This window comes from Pseudomonas piscis (assembly GCF_009380155.1).
Classification (GTDB): domain Bacteria; phylum Pseudomonadota; class Gammaproteobacteria; order Pseudomonadales; family Pseudomonadaceae; genus Aquipseudomonas; species Aquipseudomonas piscis.
Genome location: NZ_WHUV01000001.1, coordinates 1,091,138 through 1,108,074, shown reverse-complemented (window position 1 = coordinate 1,108,074; position 16,937 = coordinate 1,091,138). Strand labels below are relative to the sequence as shown.

The window sequence follows — 16,937 nt, the reverse complement described above, 5'->3', positions numbered from 1 at the left end:
TCAATTACGCATTTTGTCTTAATGACGAAGGTTCGGACTCAGGCGCAACATATCCAGCCCGATATCGACCCAGCGCTCCGCCTCGGTATGCAGGACAAAGCTGTCCGGGGCCAACAACCACTGGTAGAGAAGACCATCGACAAAGGCCCGCATGCTGATGGCTGCCCGCCTTGTATCGAGATCTTCGGGCAACTGCCCACGATTCACCGCGTTGCTCAATGTCAGTTCGATATGCAGGTTGCACTCCAGGCTGGCCGCGCGGCGCTGACGACGCAGGTCGCACATTTCATCGGTGAACTCGCACTTATGAAACAGAATTTCATTGATGCGTCGGGTTTTCGGGTCCAGGGCAACTTGATGAAACAAGTGAATGAGCAATTTGCGCATCCAACCCAGAGGGTCCACTTCATCCACATCCTCGCTGGCGGCCGCCATCTCGCCCAAGGGTTCGTGCAGGCTGTCGAGCATGGCCTGGACCAGGTCGGCCTTGTTGCTGAAATGCCAGTAGATCGCGCCACGCGTGACTCCCGCCAGCGTCGCGATATCGGCCAGGGTGGTCCGCGCCACGCCCCGCTCGTAAAAGGCCTTCTCGGCCGCCTCGAGTATCTGGGCGCGGGTTTCTTGAGCTTCCTCTTTGGTACGACGGACCATGGCAGTAAAACCTCGATCAGGATCTTTCAGCGATGCGCAAAGACCTTCTGAATAAATATGGAACGACATCTCGAGTGCCGTTTACCCAACCTACAATTCAACACTTGCGGGAGCTTTTGTAACCGGATGGGTACGCCACCAAGGTATTTACAAACAGACATGTACGTAAGTATATTCCTTAGCAAGCTACTTATCCACTCAGCCAACTCTTTTTACCTTTCCACTTTTCTTGTGCGCATCTCGCGTGCCTGACCCGAGGATCTTCATGCAACTCAAGCCAGCTGTTACCGCTCTGGTCACTGCCGTCGCCCTGGCATCGCTGCTCAGCGGATGTAAAAAGGAAGAGGCGGCACCCGCCCCTCAAGCACCTCAGGTCGGCGTCGTCACCCTGCAACCACAAGCCTTTACCTTGACTTCCGAACTCCCGGGCCGGACCACTGCGTTCCGTATCGCCGAAGTTCGTCCACAGGTAAACGGGATCATCCTCAAACGCCTGTTCAAGGAAGGCGGTGATGTGAAGGAAGGCCAGCAGCTCTATCAGATCGACCCATCGATCTATGAAGCTACGCTGAAGAGCGCTGAGGCGAACCTGCAATCGACCCGCTCGATTTCCGATCGCTACAAGCAGTTGGTCAACGAGCAGGCCGTGAGCCGCCAGGAATACGACACTGCCGTGGCCAACCGCCTTCAGTCCGAGGCCTCGCTGCAAAATGCCCAGATCAACCTGCGCTACACCAAGGTGCTGTCGCCGCTGACCGGTCGTATCGGCCGCTCCTCGGTCACTGAAGGTGCCCTGGTGAGCAATGGCCAGGCCACTGCCATGGCGGTGATCCAGCAGCTGGATCCGATCTACGTCGACGTCACCCAGTCCTCGGTGGAACTGCTGGAGCTGCGTCGCGAGCTGGAAAGCGGCCGCCTGCAGAAAGTTGGCGACAACGCCGCCAAGGTCAAGCTGACCCTGGAAGACGGTAGCCAGTACAAGCTCGACGGCAAGCTGGAATTCTCCGAAGTCTCGGTGGACGAGACCACCGGCTCGGTGACCCTGCGTGCGGTGTTCCCGAACCCTGAGCACACCCTGCTGCCCGGCATGTTCGTGCATGCCCAGCTGCAAGCCGGGGTCAACAGCGCGGCGATCCTGGCGCCACAGCAAGGCGTGACCCGTGACCTCAAGGGCACTCCGACCGCCCTTGTGGTAGGTGCCGACAACAAGGTCGAGCTGCGCCAGCTCAAGGCCAGCCGCACCGTCGGCAGCCAGTGGCTGGTGGAAGATGGCTTGAAGGCCGGCGATCGCCTGATCACCGAAGGCCTGCAGTTCGTCAAGCCCGGCATCGAGGTCAAGGCCACCGAAGCCACCAACGTATCTGCGAAGAACCCGGCCCCTGCCCAGGCAACTGGCAAGACTGCAGGCGGCAAAGGGGAGTAAACCATGTCGAAATTCTTTATCGACCGTCCGATCTTCGCCTGGGTTATCGCCCTGGTGATCATGTTGGTCGGGGCTCTAGCGATCCTCAAACTGCCGATCAACCAGTACCCGAGCATCGCGCCGCCCTCGATCGCGATCTCCGTGACCTATCCGGGCGCCTCGGCGCAGACCGTGCAGGACACCGTGGTCCAGGTGATCGAGCAACAACTCAACGGCATCGACAACCTGCGTTATGTGTCCTCGGAAAGTAACTCCGACGGCAGCATGACCATCACCGCGACCTTCGAGCAAGGCACCAACTCCGATACCGCGCAGGTCCAGGTGCAGAACAAGCTCAACCTGGCCACCCCGCTGCTGCCGCAAGAAGTACAGCAACAGGGTATCCGCGTGACCAAGGCGGTGAAGAACTTCCTCTTGGTGATCGGCGTGGTTTCCGAGGACGGCAGCATGTCCAAGGACGACCTGTCGAACTACATCGTGTCGAACATGCAGGACCCGATCTCCCGGACCCCGGGCGTCGGTGACTTCCAGGTGTTCGGTGCCCAGTACGCCATGCGGATCTGGCTCGACCCGGCCAAGCTGAACAACTACAACCTGACCCCGGTGGACGTGAAGACCGCGGTCGCCGCGCAGAACGTCCAGGTGTCCTCCGGCCAGCTCGGTGGCCTGCCGGCCATGCCTGGCCAACAGCTGAACGCCACCATCATCGGCAAGACCCGCCTGCAGACTGCCGAGCAGTTCAAGGCGATCCTGCTGAAGGTCAACAAGGATGGTTCGCAAGTACGCCTGGGCGATGTCGCGGACGTGGCGCTTGGCGGTGAGAACTACGCCATCAGCGCCCAGTTCAACGGCAACCCGGCTTCCGGCCTGGCGGTGAAACTGGCCAACGGCGCCAACGCCCTGGATACCGCCAAGGCGCTGCGCAAGACCATCAGCGACCTGGAGCCCTTCTTTCCGCCAGGCATGAAGGTGGTATTCCCGTACGACACCACCCCAGTGGTGACCGAATCCATCAAGAGCGTGGTGCACACGCTGGTGGAAGCCATCGTGCTGGTGTTCCTGGTGATGTTCCTGTTCCTGCAGAACTTCCGTGCCACGGTGATCACCACCATGACGGTACCGGTGGTATTGCTGGGCACCTTCGGCATCCTCGCGGCGGCCGGTTTCAGCATCAACACCCTGACCATGTTCGGCATGGTGCTGGCCATCGGCTTGCTGGTGGACGACGCCATCGTCGTGGTGGAGAACGTCGAGCGGGTGATGCAGGAGGAAGGACTGTCACCCAAGGAAGCGACCAAGAAATCCATGGGCCAGATCCAGGGCGCCCTGGTGGGTATCGCCCTGGTGCTGTCTGCGGTACTGCTGCCGATGGCGTTCTTCAGCGGCTCCACCGGCGTGATCTACAAGCAGTTCTCGATCACCGTGGTTTCGGCCATGGCCCTGTCGGTACTGGTTGCCCTGATCTTCACCCCGGCCCTGTGCGCCACCATGCTCAAGGCCATCCCTGAAGGCCATGGCGAGAAGCGCGGCTTCTTCGGCTGGTTCAACCGCAGCTTCGACTACAGCGTGAAGCGCTACGAGCGCGGCGTCGCCAGCATCCTGCGGCACAAGGCGCCGTACCTTCTGGCCTACCTGCTGATCGTGGTGGGCATGATGTGGCTGTTCACCCGTATCCCGACCGCGTTCCTGCCGGAAGAAGACCAGGGCGTACTGTTCGCCCAGGTCCAGACACCAGCCGGCTCCAGTGCCGAGCGGACCCAGGTGGTGGTCGACGAAATGCGTTCCTACCTGCTGGACAAGGAAAAGGACACCGTCGCCTCGGTGTTCACCGTGAACGGCTTCAACTTCGCCGGTCGTGGCCAGAGTTCGGGCATGGCCTTCATCATGCTCAAGCCATGGGGCGAACGCTCTGCGGAAAACAGCGTGTTCAACCTGGCCCAGCGTGCACAGATGCACTTCTTCAGCTTCCGTGACGCGATGGTGTTCGCCTTCGCTCCTCCGGCGGTACTGGAGTTGGGTAACGCCACCGGTTTCGACGTGTTCCTCCAGGACCGCGCCGGCATCGGCCACGAAAAACTGATGGCGGCACGCAACCAGTTCCTCGGCATGGCAGCCCAGAGCAAGGTGCTGGCCCAGGTCCGTCCGAACGGCCTGAACGATGAACCGCAGTACCAGCTGACCATCGACGACGAGCGTGCCAGTGCCCTGGGCGTGACCCTGAGCGATATCAACAGCACCTTGTCGATCGCCTTGGGTAGTAGCTACGTCAACGACTTCATCGACCGTGGTCGGGTGAAGAAGGTGTACGTCCAGGGCCAACCCGGTGCTCGCATGAGCCCCGAGGACCTGAAGAAGTGGTACGTGCGCAACAGTGCCGGAACCATGGTGCCGTTCTCGTCCTTCGCCAAGGGCGAATGGATCTACGGTTCGCCGAAGCTGGCTCGCTACAACGGCGTGGAGGCCATGGAGATCCTCGGTTCTCCGGCCCCCGGCTACACCACCGGTGAAGCCATGGCCGAGGTCGAAGCCATAGCCGCCAAGCTGCCACCAGGTGTCGGTATTTCCTGGACCGGCCTGTCCTACGAGGAACGCCTGTCGGGTTCCCAGGCGCCAGCGCTGTACGCCCTGTCCCTGCTGATGGTGTTCCTGTGCCTGGCAGCCCTGTATGAAAGCTGGTCGATTCCGATTGCGGTCATGCTGGTGGTGCCACTGGGGATCATCGGCGCGCTGATGGCTACCAGCCTGCGCGGCCTGTCCAACGACGTGTACTTCCAGGTAGGTCTGTTGGTGACCATCGGCCTCGCGGCGAAGAACGCCATCCTGATCGTCGAGTTCGCCAAGGAACTGCACGAACAGGGCCGCTCCCTGATCGACGCCGCGGTTGAAGCCTGCCGTATGCGTCTGCGGCCGATCATCATGACTTCTTTGGCCTTCGTCCTCGGGGTCGTGCCTCTGGCCACCTCCAGCGGCGCTGGTGCGGGTAGCCAGCATGCAATCGGTACCGGCGTGATTGGCGGTATGCTTACCGCGACGATCCTGGCGATCTTCTGGGTCCCGCTGTTCTTCGTCGTCGTGTCGTCCATGGGCCGCAGGAAAGCGGACCAATCAGAAACCACAGCAAATTCTAATGAGGCTGGCCAATGAGCAAGTCGCTACTCTCCCTGGCAATCACCGCCATCGCGCTAAGTGGTTGCTCGCTGATACCGGATTATCAGCGCCCGGACGCGCCGGTGGCGGCGCAATTCCCCCAAGGCCCGGCCTATTCGCCAAAGGAGGCCGCCAACGTGGCGGCCGCCGAACAAGGCTGGCGGCAGTTCTTCCATGACCCGGCCCTGCAGCAGCTGGTCCAGGTCGCCCTGGAAAACAACCGCGACCTGAAGGTCGCGGCGCTGAACATCGACGCCTATGCCGCGCAGTACCAGATCCAGCGGGCGGACCTGTTCCCCGCTATTTCCGCCAACGTCAGCGGCCAGCGCCAGCGCCTGCCGGCCCGGGTATCCGGGACCGGCGATGACCGGATCTCCGGCCAGCAATCGGCCACCGTCGGTATCAGTGCCTATGAGTTGGACCTGTTCGGTCGCGTACGCAGCCTGAGCGAGCAAGCGCTGCAGAACTACTTCTCCACTGAAGAAGCCCGGCGCAGCACCCAGATCAGCCTGGTGGCCAGTGTCGCCAATGCCTACATCACCTGGCAGGCCGACAAGGAGCTGCTGAAGCTGACCCAGGAAACCCTGGCGACCTACGAGGAAAGCTACCGCCTGACTTCGCGCAGCAACGAGGTCGGGGTCGCCTCGGCCCTGGACCTGAGCCAGTCGCGTACCTCCGTGGAAAACGCCCGGGTGCAACTGGCGCGCTACACCCGCCAGGTAGCCCAGGATGAAAACAGCCTGACCCTGCTGCTGGGCAGCGCGATCCCGGCCAACCTGCCGGCGGCCCAGCCACTGTCGGCCGACCTGCTGAGCGAGTTGCCGGCCGGCCTGCCGTCGGAGCTGCTGCAACGGCGTCCGGATATCCTCGAGGCCGAGTACAAGCTCAAGGCGGCCAACGCCAATATCGGCGCGGCTCGCGCGGCGTTTTTCCCGCGCATCAGCCTGACGGCCAACGCCGGCAGCCTGAGCCCGGATCTCTCCGGCCTGTTCAAGGGTGGCTCGGGTACCTGGTTGTTCCAGCCGCAGATCAGCCTGCCGATCTTCAACGCCGGCAGCCTGCGCGCCAGTCTGGACTACTCCAAGATCCAGAAGGACATCAGCGTCGCCCAGTACGAGAAGTCCATCCAGACCGCCTTCCAGGAAGTCTCCGATGGCTTGGCCGCACGCCAGACCTACAACCAGCAGTTGCAGGCCCAGCGTGATTTCGTCAGTGCCAACCAGGACTACTACCGTCTGGCCGAGCGCCGCTACCGCATCGGGGTCGACAGCAACCTGACCTTCCTCGACGCCCAGCGCTCGCTGTTCAGCGCCCAACAAGCGCTGATCACCGACCGCCTGGCGCAGCTGACCAGCGAGGTCAACCTGTACAAGGCCCTCGGCGGTGGCTGGAGCGAGCAAAGCGCGAAGAACGAGCAAACGGCGGAAAAGAAAGCCCCTGAGCTGCATCTGTTCTGAAGCCTGAACCGGCTGCATGAAAAACCCACCTCACGGTGGGTTTTTCGTTTGTAGTCCACGGCCAAGGTCGACCGCCCCGCCCTCGCCTACGGAGCCTGGCGCGACTCCACTCCCAGTTCATCCCACACCGACTCGGCCAGGTGGAAGGTGGCGTTGGCCGCCGGGATCCCGCAGTAGATGGCACTCTGCATGATCACTTCCTTGATCTCGCCCCGGCTCACGCCGTTGTTGGCGGCCGCCCGCAGATGCAGCTTGAGCTCTTCGTTGCGGTTCATGCCGATCAGCATGGCGATGGTGACCAGGCTGCGGGTATGCCGGGGCAGTCCCGGACGGGTCCAGATATCCCCCCAGGCATGACGAGTGATCATGTCCTGGAACTCCGAGTTGAACTCGTTCAGGGCTGCCAGGCTGCGCTCGACATGGGCCTCGCCCAGCACCGCGCGACGCACCTGCAGGCCTTCGGCATAACGTTGTTTTTCGTCCACGAATGGCTCCTTGGGCGACCGTTCAGGCCAGCAGGAAATCCAGGACCCGGGTGCTGAAGGCATCCCCGGCCTGGACGTTGGACAGATGTGCGGCGCGGAACTCGGCGTACTCGGCGCCCTGTACCCGCTGCTGGATGAAGTGCCCACCAGCCGGGGGGGTGACGGCATCGTCGCTGCCGGCGATCACCAGGGTCGGCACCTTGATCGCCGCCAGGTGCTCGCGCAGGTCGGCATCGCGCACTGCGGCGCAGTTGGCCGCGTAGCCCTCGGGCGAAGTGGCGGCCAGCATGTCGGTGATCAGCTTGGCCTGGTCCGGATGGGCCTCGGCGTAGTCCGGGGTGAACCAGCGGGCGATGGACGCATCCCGTAGCGCCACCATGGCGGCCTGGCCGTCACGCAGCACCGTCTCGATCCGCGGGTTCCACACCGAAGGGTCGCCGATCTTGGCCGCGGTGTTGCACACCACCAGCTTGCCCAGGCGCTCGCCGGCATGAATCCCCAGCCACTGGCCGATCAACCCGCCCATGGACAGGCCGCAAAAATGCGCACGCGGAATATCCAGGGCATCGAGCAACGCCAGTACATCGCGCCCCAGTTGCTCGATGCTGTAGGGCCCCGCGGTGACCAGGGACCGGCCATGGCCACGGGTATCCATGCGCAGGACCCGAAAATGCTCGGTGAAGAGCGGCATCTGCCTGTCCCACATGTGCAGGTTGGTACCCAAAGAGTTGGACAACACCAGCACCGGCGCCTGCTCCGGCCCCTCCAGTTGATAATGCAGTTCGCCCCCGGCGAGTTTCACGAATCCCACGGCAATCTCCTTCAGGCCTTCAAGGCAAAATGTTCAGCCACGGCGCGCTCGACCCAGGTCTTGGCCTGGCCCAGGTAATGCGCCGGATCCAGCAGGCGATCCAGCTCCAGCGCCGACAGCTCGGCACTGACCTGGGGATCCTCGCCCAATACCCCGCGCAGGTGGCGTTGCTCGGCCACCGCGCGCTTGCAGCATTGTTCCAGCAGGTGGTGGGCGGTCTCGCGCCCCAGGCGCTGGGCCAGGGCCATGCTCACCGCCTCTGCCAGAACCAGCCCCTGGGTCAACTGGAGGTTGTGCGCCATGCGCTGGCGATCCACCTCCAGGCCCTCGGCCAGTGACAGGGCCTGGTGCAGGGCACCGGATACCAGGCAGCAGATCTCCGGCAGGGTTTCCCATTCGGCATGCCACAGCCCCAGGCTGCGCTCGTGCTCCTGGGGCATGGCGCAAAACAGTGTCGCCAGCAACCCCGGAACCCGGGTCGCGGCGCTGATCAGCACCGCCGAGCCCACCGGATTGCGCTTGTGCGGCATGGTCGAGGAGCCGCCCTTGCCCGCCGCCGCCGGCTCGAATACCTCCGCCGCCTCGGTCTGCATCAGTAGGCTTATATCCCGGCCCAGCTTGCCCAGGCTGCCGGCCAACAGGCCGAGGGTCGAGGCGAACTCCACCAGGCGATCACGCTGGGTGTGCCAGGGTTGCTCCGGCAGGCCCAGGCGCAGCTCCTCGGCCAGGGCCCGAGCCACCGGTAGCGCTTGCTCGCCCAAGGCCGCCAGGGTCCCGGAGGCACCACCGAATTGCAGCACCAGCAAGCGCGGCTTGAGTTGCTGCAAGCGTTCGCGGCTGCGGGTCACCGCCCCCAGCCAACCGGCGATCTTCATGCCCAGCGTGACTGGAGTGGCATGTTGCAGCCAGGTCCGGCCCGCCAGGGGCAGGTCGGCGTATCGCTCGGCCTGGGCCACCAGGCACTGGCCCAGGCGCTCAAGGTCGTGTTCCAGCAGGTCCAGGGCGCTGCGCAGTTGCAGCACCAGGCCAGTGTCCATCACATCCTGGCTGGTGGCGCCCAGGTGCACATGGCGCTCGGCTTCGCAGGCGTTTGCAGCCACTTGCCGGCCCAGGGCCTTGACCAGCGGGATGGCCGGGTTGCCCGCCGTGACTATGGCCTCGCCCAGGGCCTGCAAGTCATACAGCTCGGCCTGGCAGGCGGCCTCGATCGGCGCGACGGCGCTGGCCGGGATCAACCCCACCCGGGCCTCGGCCCGGGCCAGGGCGGCTTCGAAATCGAGCATGGCCTGGATCCGCCCCTGGTCGCAGAACACCCTGCGCATTGGCCGGGCGGTGAAATAGGCATCGAACAGCTGGTTGCTCGCAGCTAGGGTCATAAGGGTCCTTGGCAGCCTGCGTCCACCCGGGCGCAGGCTCGTGGTTCAAAGGTCGTGGTGCAGGTAGGCGGCCTGCCTGGGCAATCGCAGGCTGAACAGGAAGGCGATGGCCATCATCACCGTAACGTACCAGTAGAAAGTGTTTTCCATGCCCATGTTCTTGAAGTTCAGGGCCACCCATTCCGCCGAACCACCGAAGATCGCATTGGCCACCGCATAGGCCAGCCCCACGCCCAGCGCCCGGACCTCGGGCGGGAACATCTCGGCCTTCACCAGGCCGCTGATGGAGGTGTAGAAACTGACGATGGCCAGCGCCAGGGTAATCAGCACGAACGCCAGGAGCGGGCTGCTGACGGTCTTCAGGGCCAGCAGGAGTGGCACCGTGAACAATGTCCCCAGCGCGCCGAACCAGAGCATCGAGTTACGCCGGCCGATGCGGTCGGCGAGCATGCCGAACAGCGGTTGCATGCACATGTACAGGAACAAGGCGCCAGTCATGACATAGCTGGCGGTCTTGGCGTGCATGCCGGCGGTGTTCACCAGGTATTTCTGCATGTAGGTGGTGAAGGTATAGAAGATCAGCGAACCACCGGCGGTGTAGCCCAGCACCGTGATGAAGGCCGCCGAATGGTGCTTGAACAGCGCGGCGACACTGCCGGCGTTCTTGTCCTCGCGGGTTTGCCGGCTGCTGGTTTCCTTCAGCGAACGGCGCAGCAGCAACGAGATCAAGGCCGCTATGGCGCCGATCACGAACGGAATGCGCCAGCCCCAGGCCTTGAGCTCGGCCTCGTCGAGGAACTGCTGGATGATCACCAGCACCAGCACCGCCAGCAGTTGCCCGCCGATCAGGGTCACATACTGGAATGACGCGAAGAAACCACGCTGGCCCTTGAGCGCCACCTCGCTCATGTAGGTGGCGGTGGTGCCGTACTCGCCGCCCACCGACAACCCCTGGAACAGCCGCGCCATCAGCAGCAGGAACGGCGCCCAGGCACCGATGCTGGCATAGGTCGGCAGGAAGGCGATGACCAGGGAGCCGGCGCACATCATCAGCACCGAGATCATCATCGAGTTCTTGCGCCCGTGGCGGTCGGCGACCCGGCCGAACAACCAGCCGCCGATCGGGCGCATCAGGAATCCGGCGGCGAACACCCCAGCAGTGTTGAGCAACTGCACCGTGGGGTCGTCCGAGGGAAAGAACGCCGGGGCGAAATAAATGGCGCAGAAGGCGTAGACATAGAAGTCGAACCATTCCACCAGGTTGCCGGATGAAGCACCGACAATGGCAAAGATCCTTTTGCTGCGTTCCTCTCCGGTGTAGTGACTTGTAGTTGTAGTCATGTCTTTTCACTCATGGGGGACAGTGTCAGTCTAGACATACTTGGCAACACTCCCGTTCCACTGTCTCCATGACAAGGTGGCCCCGCAGTCGCCTCGACGGCTACGGGCAATCGGCGTCAGACCCGTTCGATGGCCAGGGCCAGGCCTTGCCCGACCCCCACGCACAGGGTGGCCAGGCCTTTCTTGCCGCCAGTCCGCTCCAGTTGGTGCAAGGCGGTCAGCACCAGCCTGGCCCCGCTCATGCCCAGCGGATGGCCCAGGGCGATGGCGCCACCGTTGGGATTGACCTGGTGCGCGTCATCCGCCAACCCCAGTTCACGCAGCACCGCCAGGGCCTGGCTGGCGAACGCCTCGTTGAGCTCGATCACATCGAAGTCACCCACCGCCAGGCCCAGGCGCTGGGTAAGCTTGCGCACCGCCGGCACCGGGCCGATGCCCATGACCCGTGGCGCCACCCCGGCGCTGGCCATGCCCAGGACCCGGGCCCTTGGCGTCAGACCGTGCTGCCTCACCGCATCGGCCGAGGCCAGGATCAGCGCGGCGGCGCCGTCGTTGACCCCCGAGGCATTGCCGGCGGTGACGCTCTTGTCCGGCCCATTCACCGGCTTGAGTTTGTTCAAGGCCTCCAGGGTGGTCTGCGGACGCAGGTGCTCGTCATCCTCGATGAGGGTTTCTCCCTTCTTGTGGGTGATGCGCACCGGCACTATTTCTTCGGCAAAAAAACCCGCCGCCTGGGCCGCCGCGGCCTTGCGCTGGCTGCGCAGGGCGAAGGCGTCCTGGTCGGCCCGGGAGATCTGCCACTCATCCGCGACGTTGTCGGCGGTCTGGGGCATGGCATCCACCCCGTACCGGGCCTCCATCAACGGGTTGATGAAACGCCAGCCGATGGTGGTGTCCTCCAGTTGCATGCTGCGGGAAAAGGCACTCTCGGCCTTGCCCATCACGAAAGGCGCACGGGACATGGACTCCACGCCGCCGGCGATGGCCAACTCCATCTCGCCACTGGCGATGGCACGAAACGCCGTCCCCACAGCTTCCATGCCCGAAGCGCAAAGACGGTTGAGGGTCACGCCCGGCACGCTGTCCGGCAGGCCGGCGAGCAACAACGCCATGCGTGCCACGTTGCGGTTGTCTTCGCCGGCCTGGTTGGCACAGCCGAGGAACACTTCGTCCAGGGCGCTCCAGTCCACTTGCTGGTTGCGCGCCATCAGCGCCTTGATCGGCAAGGCCGCCAGGTCATCGGCCCGCACGCCGGACAAGCCGCCGCCAAAGCGGCCGATGGGGGTGCGAATGGCATCGCAGATGAATACGTCGCGCATCAGGCTTCTCCCGGGGTCTGGCCATGGGCGGCGGCGGTGCGAGCCTCCAGTTCGCGCAGCGCCGTCAATTCCAGCGCGGTGGGCGCGCTGGTCTGGGCCACCTGTTCGGCGAAACGGACGGCCCAGCCCGTGGCCTCCACCACCTGTTCGCGGGTCACTCCCGGATGCAGGGAAGTGACGACGAACTCATGGCTGCCTGCCTCAGGTTCCATGATGCACAGGTCGGTGATGATCCCCACCGGACCGGCGCCCGGCAGCCCCAGGCGCTGACGCGAATCGCCGCCTTCGCCATGGCCGACCGAGGTGACGAAGTCCAGCTTGTCGACGAAGGACCGGGCGGACTGCTTGAGGATGATCAGCACGCTCTTGGCCGAGCCGGCGATCTCCGGCGCACCGCCAGCGCCCGGCAGGCGCACCTTGGGCTGGTGATAATCGCCGACCACCGTGGTGTTGATATTGCCGAAGCGGTCGACCTGGGCCGCCCCCAGGAAACCCACGTCGATCCGCCCACCTTGCAGCCAATAGCGGAAGATTTCCCCGGTGGGGACCACGGTATCGGCGGTTTCCGCCAGTTCACCGTCGCCGATGGATAGCGGCAGGACGCTGGGCTTGGCACCGATCGGGCCGGATTCATAGATCAGCACCACGTCTGGCGACGAAGTGAGACGCGCCAGGTTGGCGGCCTTGGACGGCAGGCCGATGCCGACGAAGCATACCGAACCGTTGCGCAGGCGCCGCGCCGCGGCCACGGTCATCATTTCATTGGTGGAGTAAGTCATTGCCGGGCCTCCCGGGCTGCGGCCAGCTTGGCCTGGAATTCACTGAAATCGGCAGTACCGCGAATGTACTGGTCGATCCATGCGGTGAAGCTCTGGCGATCGCGGGCGACGGGGTCCCACGCCTGGTAGAAGCGGTTGTCGCGCTCGGAATACCCGTGGGCGTAGGACGGATGGGCACCGCCAGGCACATGGCACACCGCGCTCAAGGCCCAGGTCGGCAGCACACAGGCATTCATCGGCGCGTCGAGGTCATCGACGATCTCCTCGACGGTGACGATGCAACGCTTGGCGGCCAGCGCCGCCTCCTTCTGCACGCCGAGGATGCCCCACAGCAGGACGTTGCCCTTGCGGTCGGCTTTTTGCGCGTGGATCACCGTGACATCCGGGCGCACCGAAGGCACCGCCGCCAGCACTTCACCGGTGAAGGGGCAGGTCACGCTCTTGATCAGCGGGTTGACCTTGGGCAAGTCGGAGCCGGCGTAGGCCCGTAGCACGGCGAACGGCAAACCCGAGGCCCCGGCGACGTAGGCATTGGCCAGGTCGGCATGGCTGTGCTCTTCGATCTCCAGCGGCCGCGGCCATTGTTTTTCCACGGCGTCGCGCAGGCGATGCAGGGAGCCCACGCCCGGGTTGCCACCCCAGGAGAAAATCAGCTTGCGGGCGCAACCGGCACCGATCAGCTGGTCGTAGATCAGGTCCGGGGTCATCCGCACCAGGGTCAGGTCCTGCTTGCCCTGGCGGATGATTTCATGGCCCGCGGCCGTGGGGATCAGGTGGGTGAAACCTTCGAGCGCGACGGTGTCGCCGTCGTTGATCAACTGCTTCACGGCCTCGTGCAGCGAGAGGATTGCAGCCATGGAGGGGGCTCCCGGTGAGTGTCCAGCGACTGGGGAAAGGCGCTCAGGTGGCGCCGCAGTGACTGAAGGTTAAGCCGGGGCAAAACCACGAAACAATCCGATAATCGACTAACTGTTCGATTATCGAACACATTGTTGCGAAGCTACCTATTGTCCTGCAGCGCTAGCAACCACCGACTGTTCGCCGGCAGGCGGGCCCAAGGTTCCGGGTTCAAGTGGCATCGGCGTGGCTGACCCGGCCCTTGATCAGCACCGCTGTGGTGGCCAATACCGCAGGAATCACCAGGGCGCTGAGCACCTGCGCGAAATTCCAGCCCATACCCAGCAAGGTCGCGCCCATCCAGGCACCGAGAATCGCGCCGAACCGACCGACACCGAGCATCCACGAGACACCAGTGGCCCGGCCCTGGGTCGGATAGAAGCGAGCGGCGAGGGACGGCATCGCCGATTGCGCACCGTTGACGCACATGCCGGCGACCAGCACCAGGCTGGCCAACAACACCATGTTGCCCAGGCTCTGGCCAACGGCGTAGGCGAAGGCTCCGGCCAGCAGATAGCAGATGCCGATCACCTTGTGCGGGTCGAAGCGGTCCATCGCCCAGCCCACCAGTACCGCACTGAGCACTCCGCCAAACTGGAACAGAGCACCGATGAAGGCTGCCTGTTCCAGGCTCGCCCCGCTGTCGCGCATCAAGGTCGGCAACCAGCTGGTCAACAGGTAGACGATCACCAGCCCCATGAAATAGGTCAGCCACAACAACAGGGTGCCAAGGCTGCAGGTGGCGCAGAAGATCACCGCGAGCACATTGCGCGCCCGCACCGTCTTCTGCTCCGGCACGCTGAAGCTGCCAGCCTCGTGGACCAGGGCCGGGGCTATGGGTGCCAGGGCCTTGCGCACCTTGTCGGTGCCAGCACCGCGCACCACCAGGTACCGTGCCGATTCCGGCAACCAGGTCAGGAGCACCAGGACCAGGAGCAGCGGCAGGACGCCCCCCACCAGCAAAAGGCTATGCCAGCCGAAGGCCGGGATCAGCTTGGCGGAGATGAACCCGCCTGCGGCCATGCCCAGGTTGAAACCGCAGAACATGCTGGTCACCAGCAGCGATTTGTGGCGCTCGGGGGTGTATTCGGCAAGCAGCGTAGTGGCATTGGGCATGCCCGCACCGAGCCCCAGGCCGGTGAGGAACCGCAAGACCAACAACTGCTGGACGCTGGCGCTATAGGCCGACGCCAGGCTGAAGGCACCAAACAGCGCCACCGCGCCCACCAACACCGCCTTGCGCCCAAAGCGGTCGGCCAGCGGCCCGGAACCCAGGGCGCCGAAAACCATGCCGATCAGCGCAGCGCTCATCACCGGGCCAAGGCTGGCGCGGTCGATGCCCCAGTCCTGGGACAGCGCCGGAGCGATGAACCCCATGGCCGCCGTATCCAGGCCATCGAGGAAAACGATCAAGAAACACAGGATCACCACCCGCCACTGGTAGGACGACAGCGGTTGGGCATTGATGAAGGACTGCACATCGAGGCAGTTCCCTACTGCGGATTGCGGTTGGTTCATGGCTGTTCATCCATGCAAGACCACCGGTGCGCAACATTCCGCCTGGGCAGGCCGGATCATGACGGCAAGGGCAAATCAGCTGGCAGGCAAGGCGACGCGGCTGTGATGGGGGCAAGGGCGCACTGTGAACATGCTCATGGGGCTGGCCTCTTCTTTATTATTGGATGGCGCAACTGGGTGGACCGCACAGGAAATGCGGGCTGTGGATGTGCGTAGTCGAAGACACTGGCGCGACATTAATCAGCCCGGGGAAACAACGTCAATTCGCCGGGAGCGGATCTGGGCGTTTATCGCACAGCTTAAGTGAACAGCTGGGCGCTGAGTTCGCGGCTGACGCCCAGCAGGCCGGGCAGAAAACGCTGTACCAGCTCGGCGTGGCTGACTCGGCTGGCATGGGTACTGACGTTCAAGGCTGCCAGTACCTGGCCTGACGCGTCGTACACCGGCACGGCAATCGAACGCAGCCCCTGCTCCAGCTCCTGGTCGACGATGCACCAACCCTGCTGACGCACCTGCTGCAGGCACTCCAGCAATGCCTGCGGAGTATGCAGGGTGCGGCTGGTCTTGGCCTGCAGGTCGGCATGCTCGAGGTATTCGTGCAGCGAGGAGTCATCCAGCGCAGCCAGCAGGATCCGTCCCATGGAGGTGCAGTAGGCCGGCAATCGGCCGCCCACCGAAAGATCGACGGAAATCAGCCGTTGGGTGGTGGCCGAACGGGCGATGTAGAGGATGTCGTCACCCTCCAGGGTCGCCATGTTGCAGGCCTCGTGCAGCTGCTCGCTCATGCGGTCCAGGTAGGGTTGTGCGCAAACGGCCAGGGGGGTCGAGGACAGGTAGGCATGACCCAGGGTCAGCACCTTGGGCAGCAGTGAATAAGTGCGTCCGTCGGTGGTGGCATAGCCAAGCTTGATCAGGGTGTGCAGGCAGCGACGCACCGCCGCCCGGGGAATCTCCGTACGGTGGCTGATCTGGGCGATGGTCAGGTGCCGCTTGCGTTCCTGGAACGCCTGGATCACCGCCAGGCCCCGGGCCAGGGAGGTCATGAAGTCCGGATCGCCGGTGAACGCCTGGATCCTCTTCGCTGCCGAGGCCACGATCGGCGGTGCCATCGAGGTGAAGGAGTTGCGCATCTGATCGTTCATTCCAGGCTCCCTGCGGCGTGGTTCTGCGGCATTACAGGCTGTATCAACCGAGCGCTACGACAGGCAACGGCAATATCGGGCGATTATCGAACCGCTCATCGGCAAGTGCAATCAACCGGTTCGGTGCTCACAATCAGCGATTCATGGATTCACCCAAGGTATTGGTTCATTCCAGGTAATAATCATCCGCGCATTTAGCACAATCAGCGCAAACCGTGCCTCACTCATCCGCATTACGTCGGCAAAGTGACTGAGAACAACACCTGCACAAAAAATGATTAGAACTTGAACGTAACAAAACACTCATAAATGAAGTTGGCAGTTTTAAACTTCGTTGTCATAGAGTTATTCTTTACCGAAGCTATACTGCTCGAATGAGGGAAACGGGCCCCGACCCCTTCCAACTCATTCGGGTAATCAGCTGCAGTAGCCGATTACCTGCCGCAAGCGCTTGACCCCAAACACTATTTGGCCAATCCGTTTGCAATAGACGACGCTGTTGCTACGACAGGCGTTTTCATCCGGTGACGTAGCCGCGTGCAATTAAAGGCTCGTTTGCAAGGATTGCGACTCCCAAGCCCGAGTGCTGTG

Annotated in this window: 13 protein-coding genes; 3 read left to right on the top strand and 10 right to left on the bottom strand. The window is 63.5% G+C overall.

Going from position 1 to position 16,937, the window contains the following annotated elements; genetic code table 11:
• Positions 1-18: 18 nt before the first annotated feature.
• Positions 19-651, bottom strand: coding sequence for an efflux system transcriptional repressor EmhR (gene emhR / locus GDH07_RS05230; RefSeq protein WP_022642770.1), 633 nt, complete (start codon positions 649-651; stop codon positions 19-21).
• Between the two features lie 265 nt (positions 652-916).
• On the opposite strand from emhR, the gene emhA reads away from it, so the two are divergent.
• Genes emhA through adeC form a run of 3 tightly spaced genes read left to right on the top strand, consistent with a single transcriptional unit; the run spans position 917 to position 6,678 of the window.
• The gene (emhA, locus tag GDH07_RS05225; protein ID WP_053135463.1) at positions 917-2,074 is read left to right on the top strand and encodes an efflux RND transporter periplasmic adaptor subunit EmhA; all 1,158 of its coding nucleotides are present in this window, start codon (positions 917-919) and stop codon (positions 2,072-2,074) included.
• Between the two features lie 3 nt (positions 2,075-2,077).
• The gene (locus tag GDH07_RS05220; RefSeq protein WP_022642768.1) at positions 2,078-5,218 is read left to right on the top strand and encodes an efflux RND transporter permease subunit; all 3,141 of its coding nucleotides are present in this window, start codon (positions 2,078-2,080) and stop codon (positions 5,216-5,218) included.
• Complete coding sequence (gene adeC, locus GDH07_RS05215; protein ID WP_152896837.1) at positions 5,215-6,678, top strand: AdeC/AdeK/OprM family multidrug efflux complex outer membrane factor; 1,464 nt, start codon at positions 5,215-5,217, stop codon at positions 6,676-6,678. The genes GDH07_RS05220 and adeC overlap by 4 nt, the downstream gene beginning before the upstream one ends.
• A gap of 86 nt (positions 6,679-6,764) precedes the next feature.
• On the opposite strand, the gene pcaC is transcribed toward adeC, so the two are convergent.
• The 9 genes from pcaC to pcaR all read right to left on the bottom strand — a co-directional run bounded on the left by pcaC (position 6,765) and on the right by pcaR (position 16,346).
• The gene (pcaC, locus tag GDH07_RS05210) at positions 6,765-7,163 is read right to left on the bottom strand and encodes a 4-carboxymuconolactone decarboxylase (RefSeq protein WP_022642766.1); all 399 of its coding nucleotides are present in this window, start codon (positions 7,161-7,163) and stop codon (positions 6,765-6,767) included.
• A 22-nt stretch (positions 7,164-7,185) separates the two neighbouring features.
• Positions 7,186-7,974, bottom strand: coding sequence for a 3-oxoadipate enol-lactonase (gene pcaD, locus GDH07_RS05205; RefSeq protein WP_053135469.1), 789 nt, complete (start codon positions 7,972-7,974; stop codon positions 7,186-7,188).
• 11 nt (positions 7,975-7,985) lie between these two features.
• Positions 7,986-9,350, bottom strand: a complete 1,365-nt coding sequence (locus GDH07_RS05200; protein ID WP_053135472.1) for a 3-carboxy-cis,cis-muconate cycloisomerase — start codon at positions 9,348-9,350, stop codon at positions 7,986-7,988.
• A 45-nt stretch (positions 9,351-9,395) separates the two neighbouring features.
• On the bottom strand, positions 9,396-10,691 hold the full coding sequence (locus tag GDH07_RS05195; RefSeq protein ID WP_031321069.1) for an MFS family transporter: 1,296 nt from the start codon (positions 10,689-10,691) through the stop codon (positions 9,396-9,398).
• 116 nt (positions 10,692-10,807) lie between these two features.
• Positions 10,808-12,013, bottom strand: a complete 1,206-nt coding sequence (gene pcaF, locus GDH07_RS05190) for a 3-oxoadipyl-CoA thiolase (protein WP_178124028.1) — start codon at positions 12,011-12,013, stop codon at positions 10,808-10,810.
• A complete protein-coding gene (locus GDH07_RS05185; RefSeq protein ID WP_022642762.1) occupies positions 12,010-12,789 on the bottom strand; it encodes a CoA-transferase subunit beta in 780 nt (259 codons plus the stop codon). The genes pcaF and GDH07_RS05185 overlap by 4 nt, the downstream gene beginning before the upstream one ends.
• Positions 12,786-13,646, bottom strand: a complete 861-nt coding sequence (locus GDH07_RS05180; protein WP_152896834.1) for a CoA transferase subunit A — start codon at positions 13,644-13,646, stop codon at positions 12,786-12,788. Before GDH07_RS05180 ends, GDH07_RS05185 begins: the two co-directional genes overlap by 4 nt.
• 211 nt (positions 13,647-13,857) lie before the next feature.
• The gene (gene pcaK, locus GDH07_RS05175; protein WP_152896833.1) at positions 13,858-15,204 is read right to left on the bottom strand and encodes a 4-hydroxybenzoate transporter PcaK; all 1,347 of its coding nucleotides are present in this window, start codon (positions 15,202-15,204) and stop codon (positions 13,858-13,860) included.
• Positions 15,205-15,503: 299 nt separating this feature from the next.
• Positions 15,504-16,346 carry a pca regulon transcriptional regulator PcaR gene (gene pcaR, locus GDH07_RS05170; RefSeq protein ID WP_152896832.1) on the bottom strand — a complete coding sequence of 281 codons (843 nt, stop codon included), beginning with the start codon at positions 16,344-16,346 and terminating at the stop codon, positions 15,504-15,506.
• Positions 16,347-16,937: the final 591 nt, after the last annotated feature.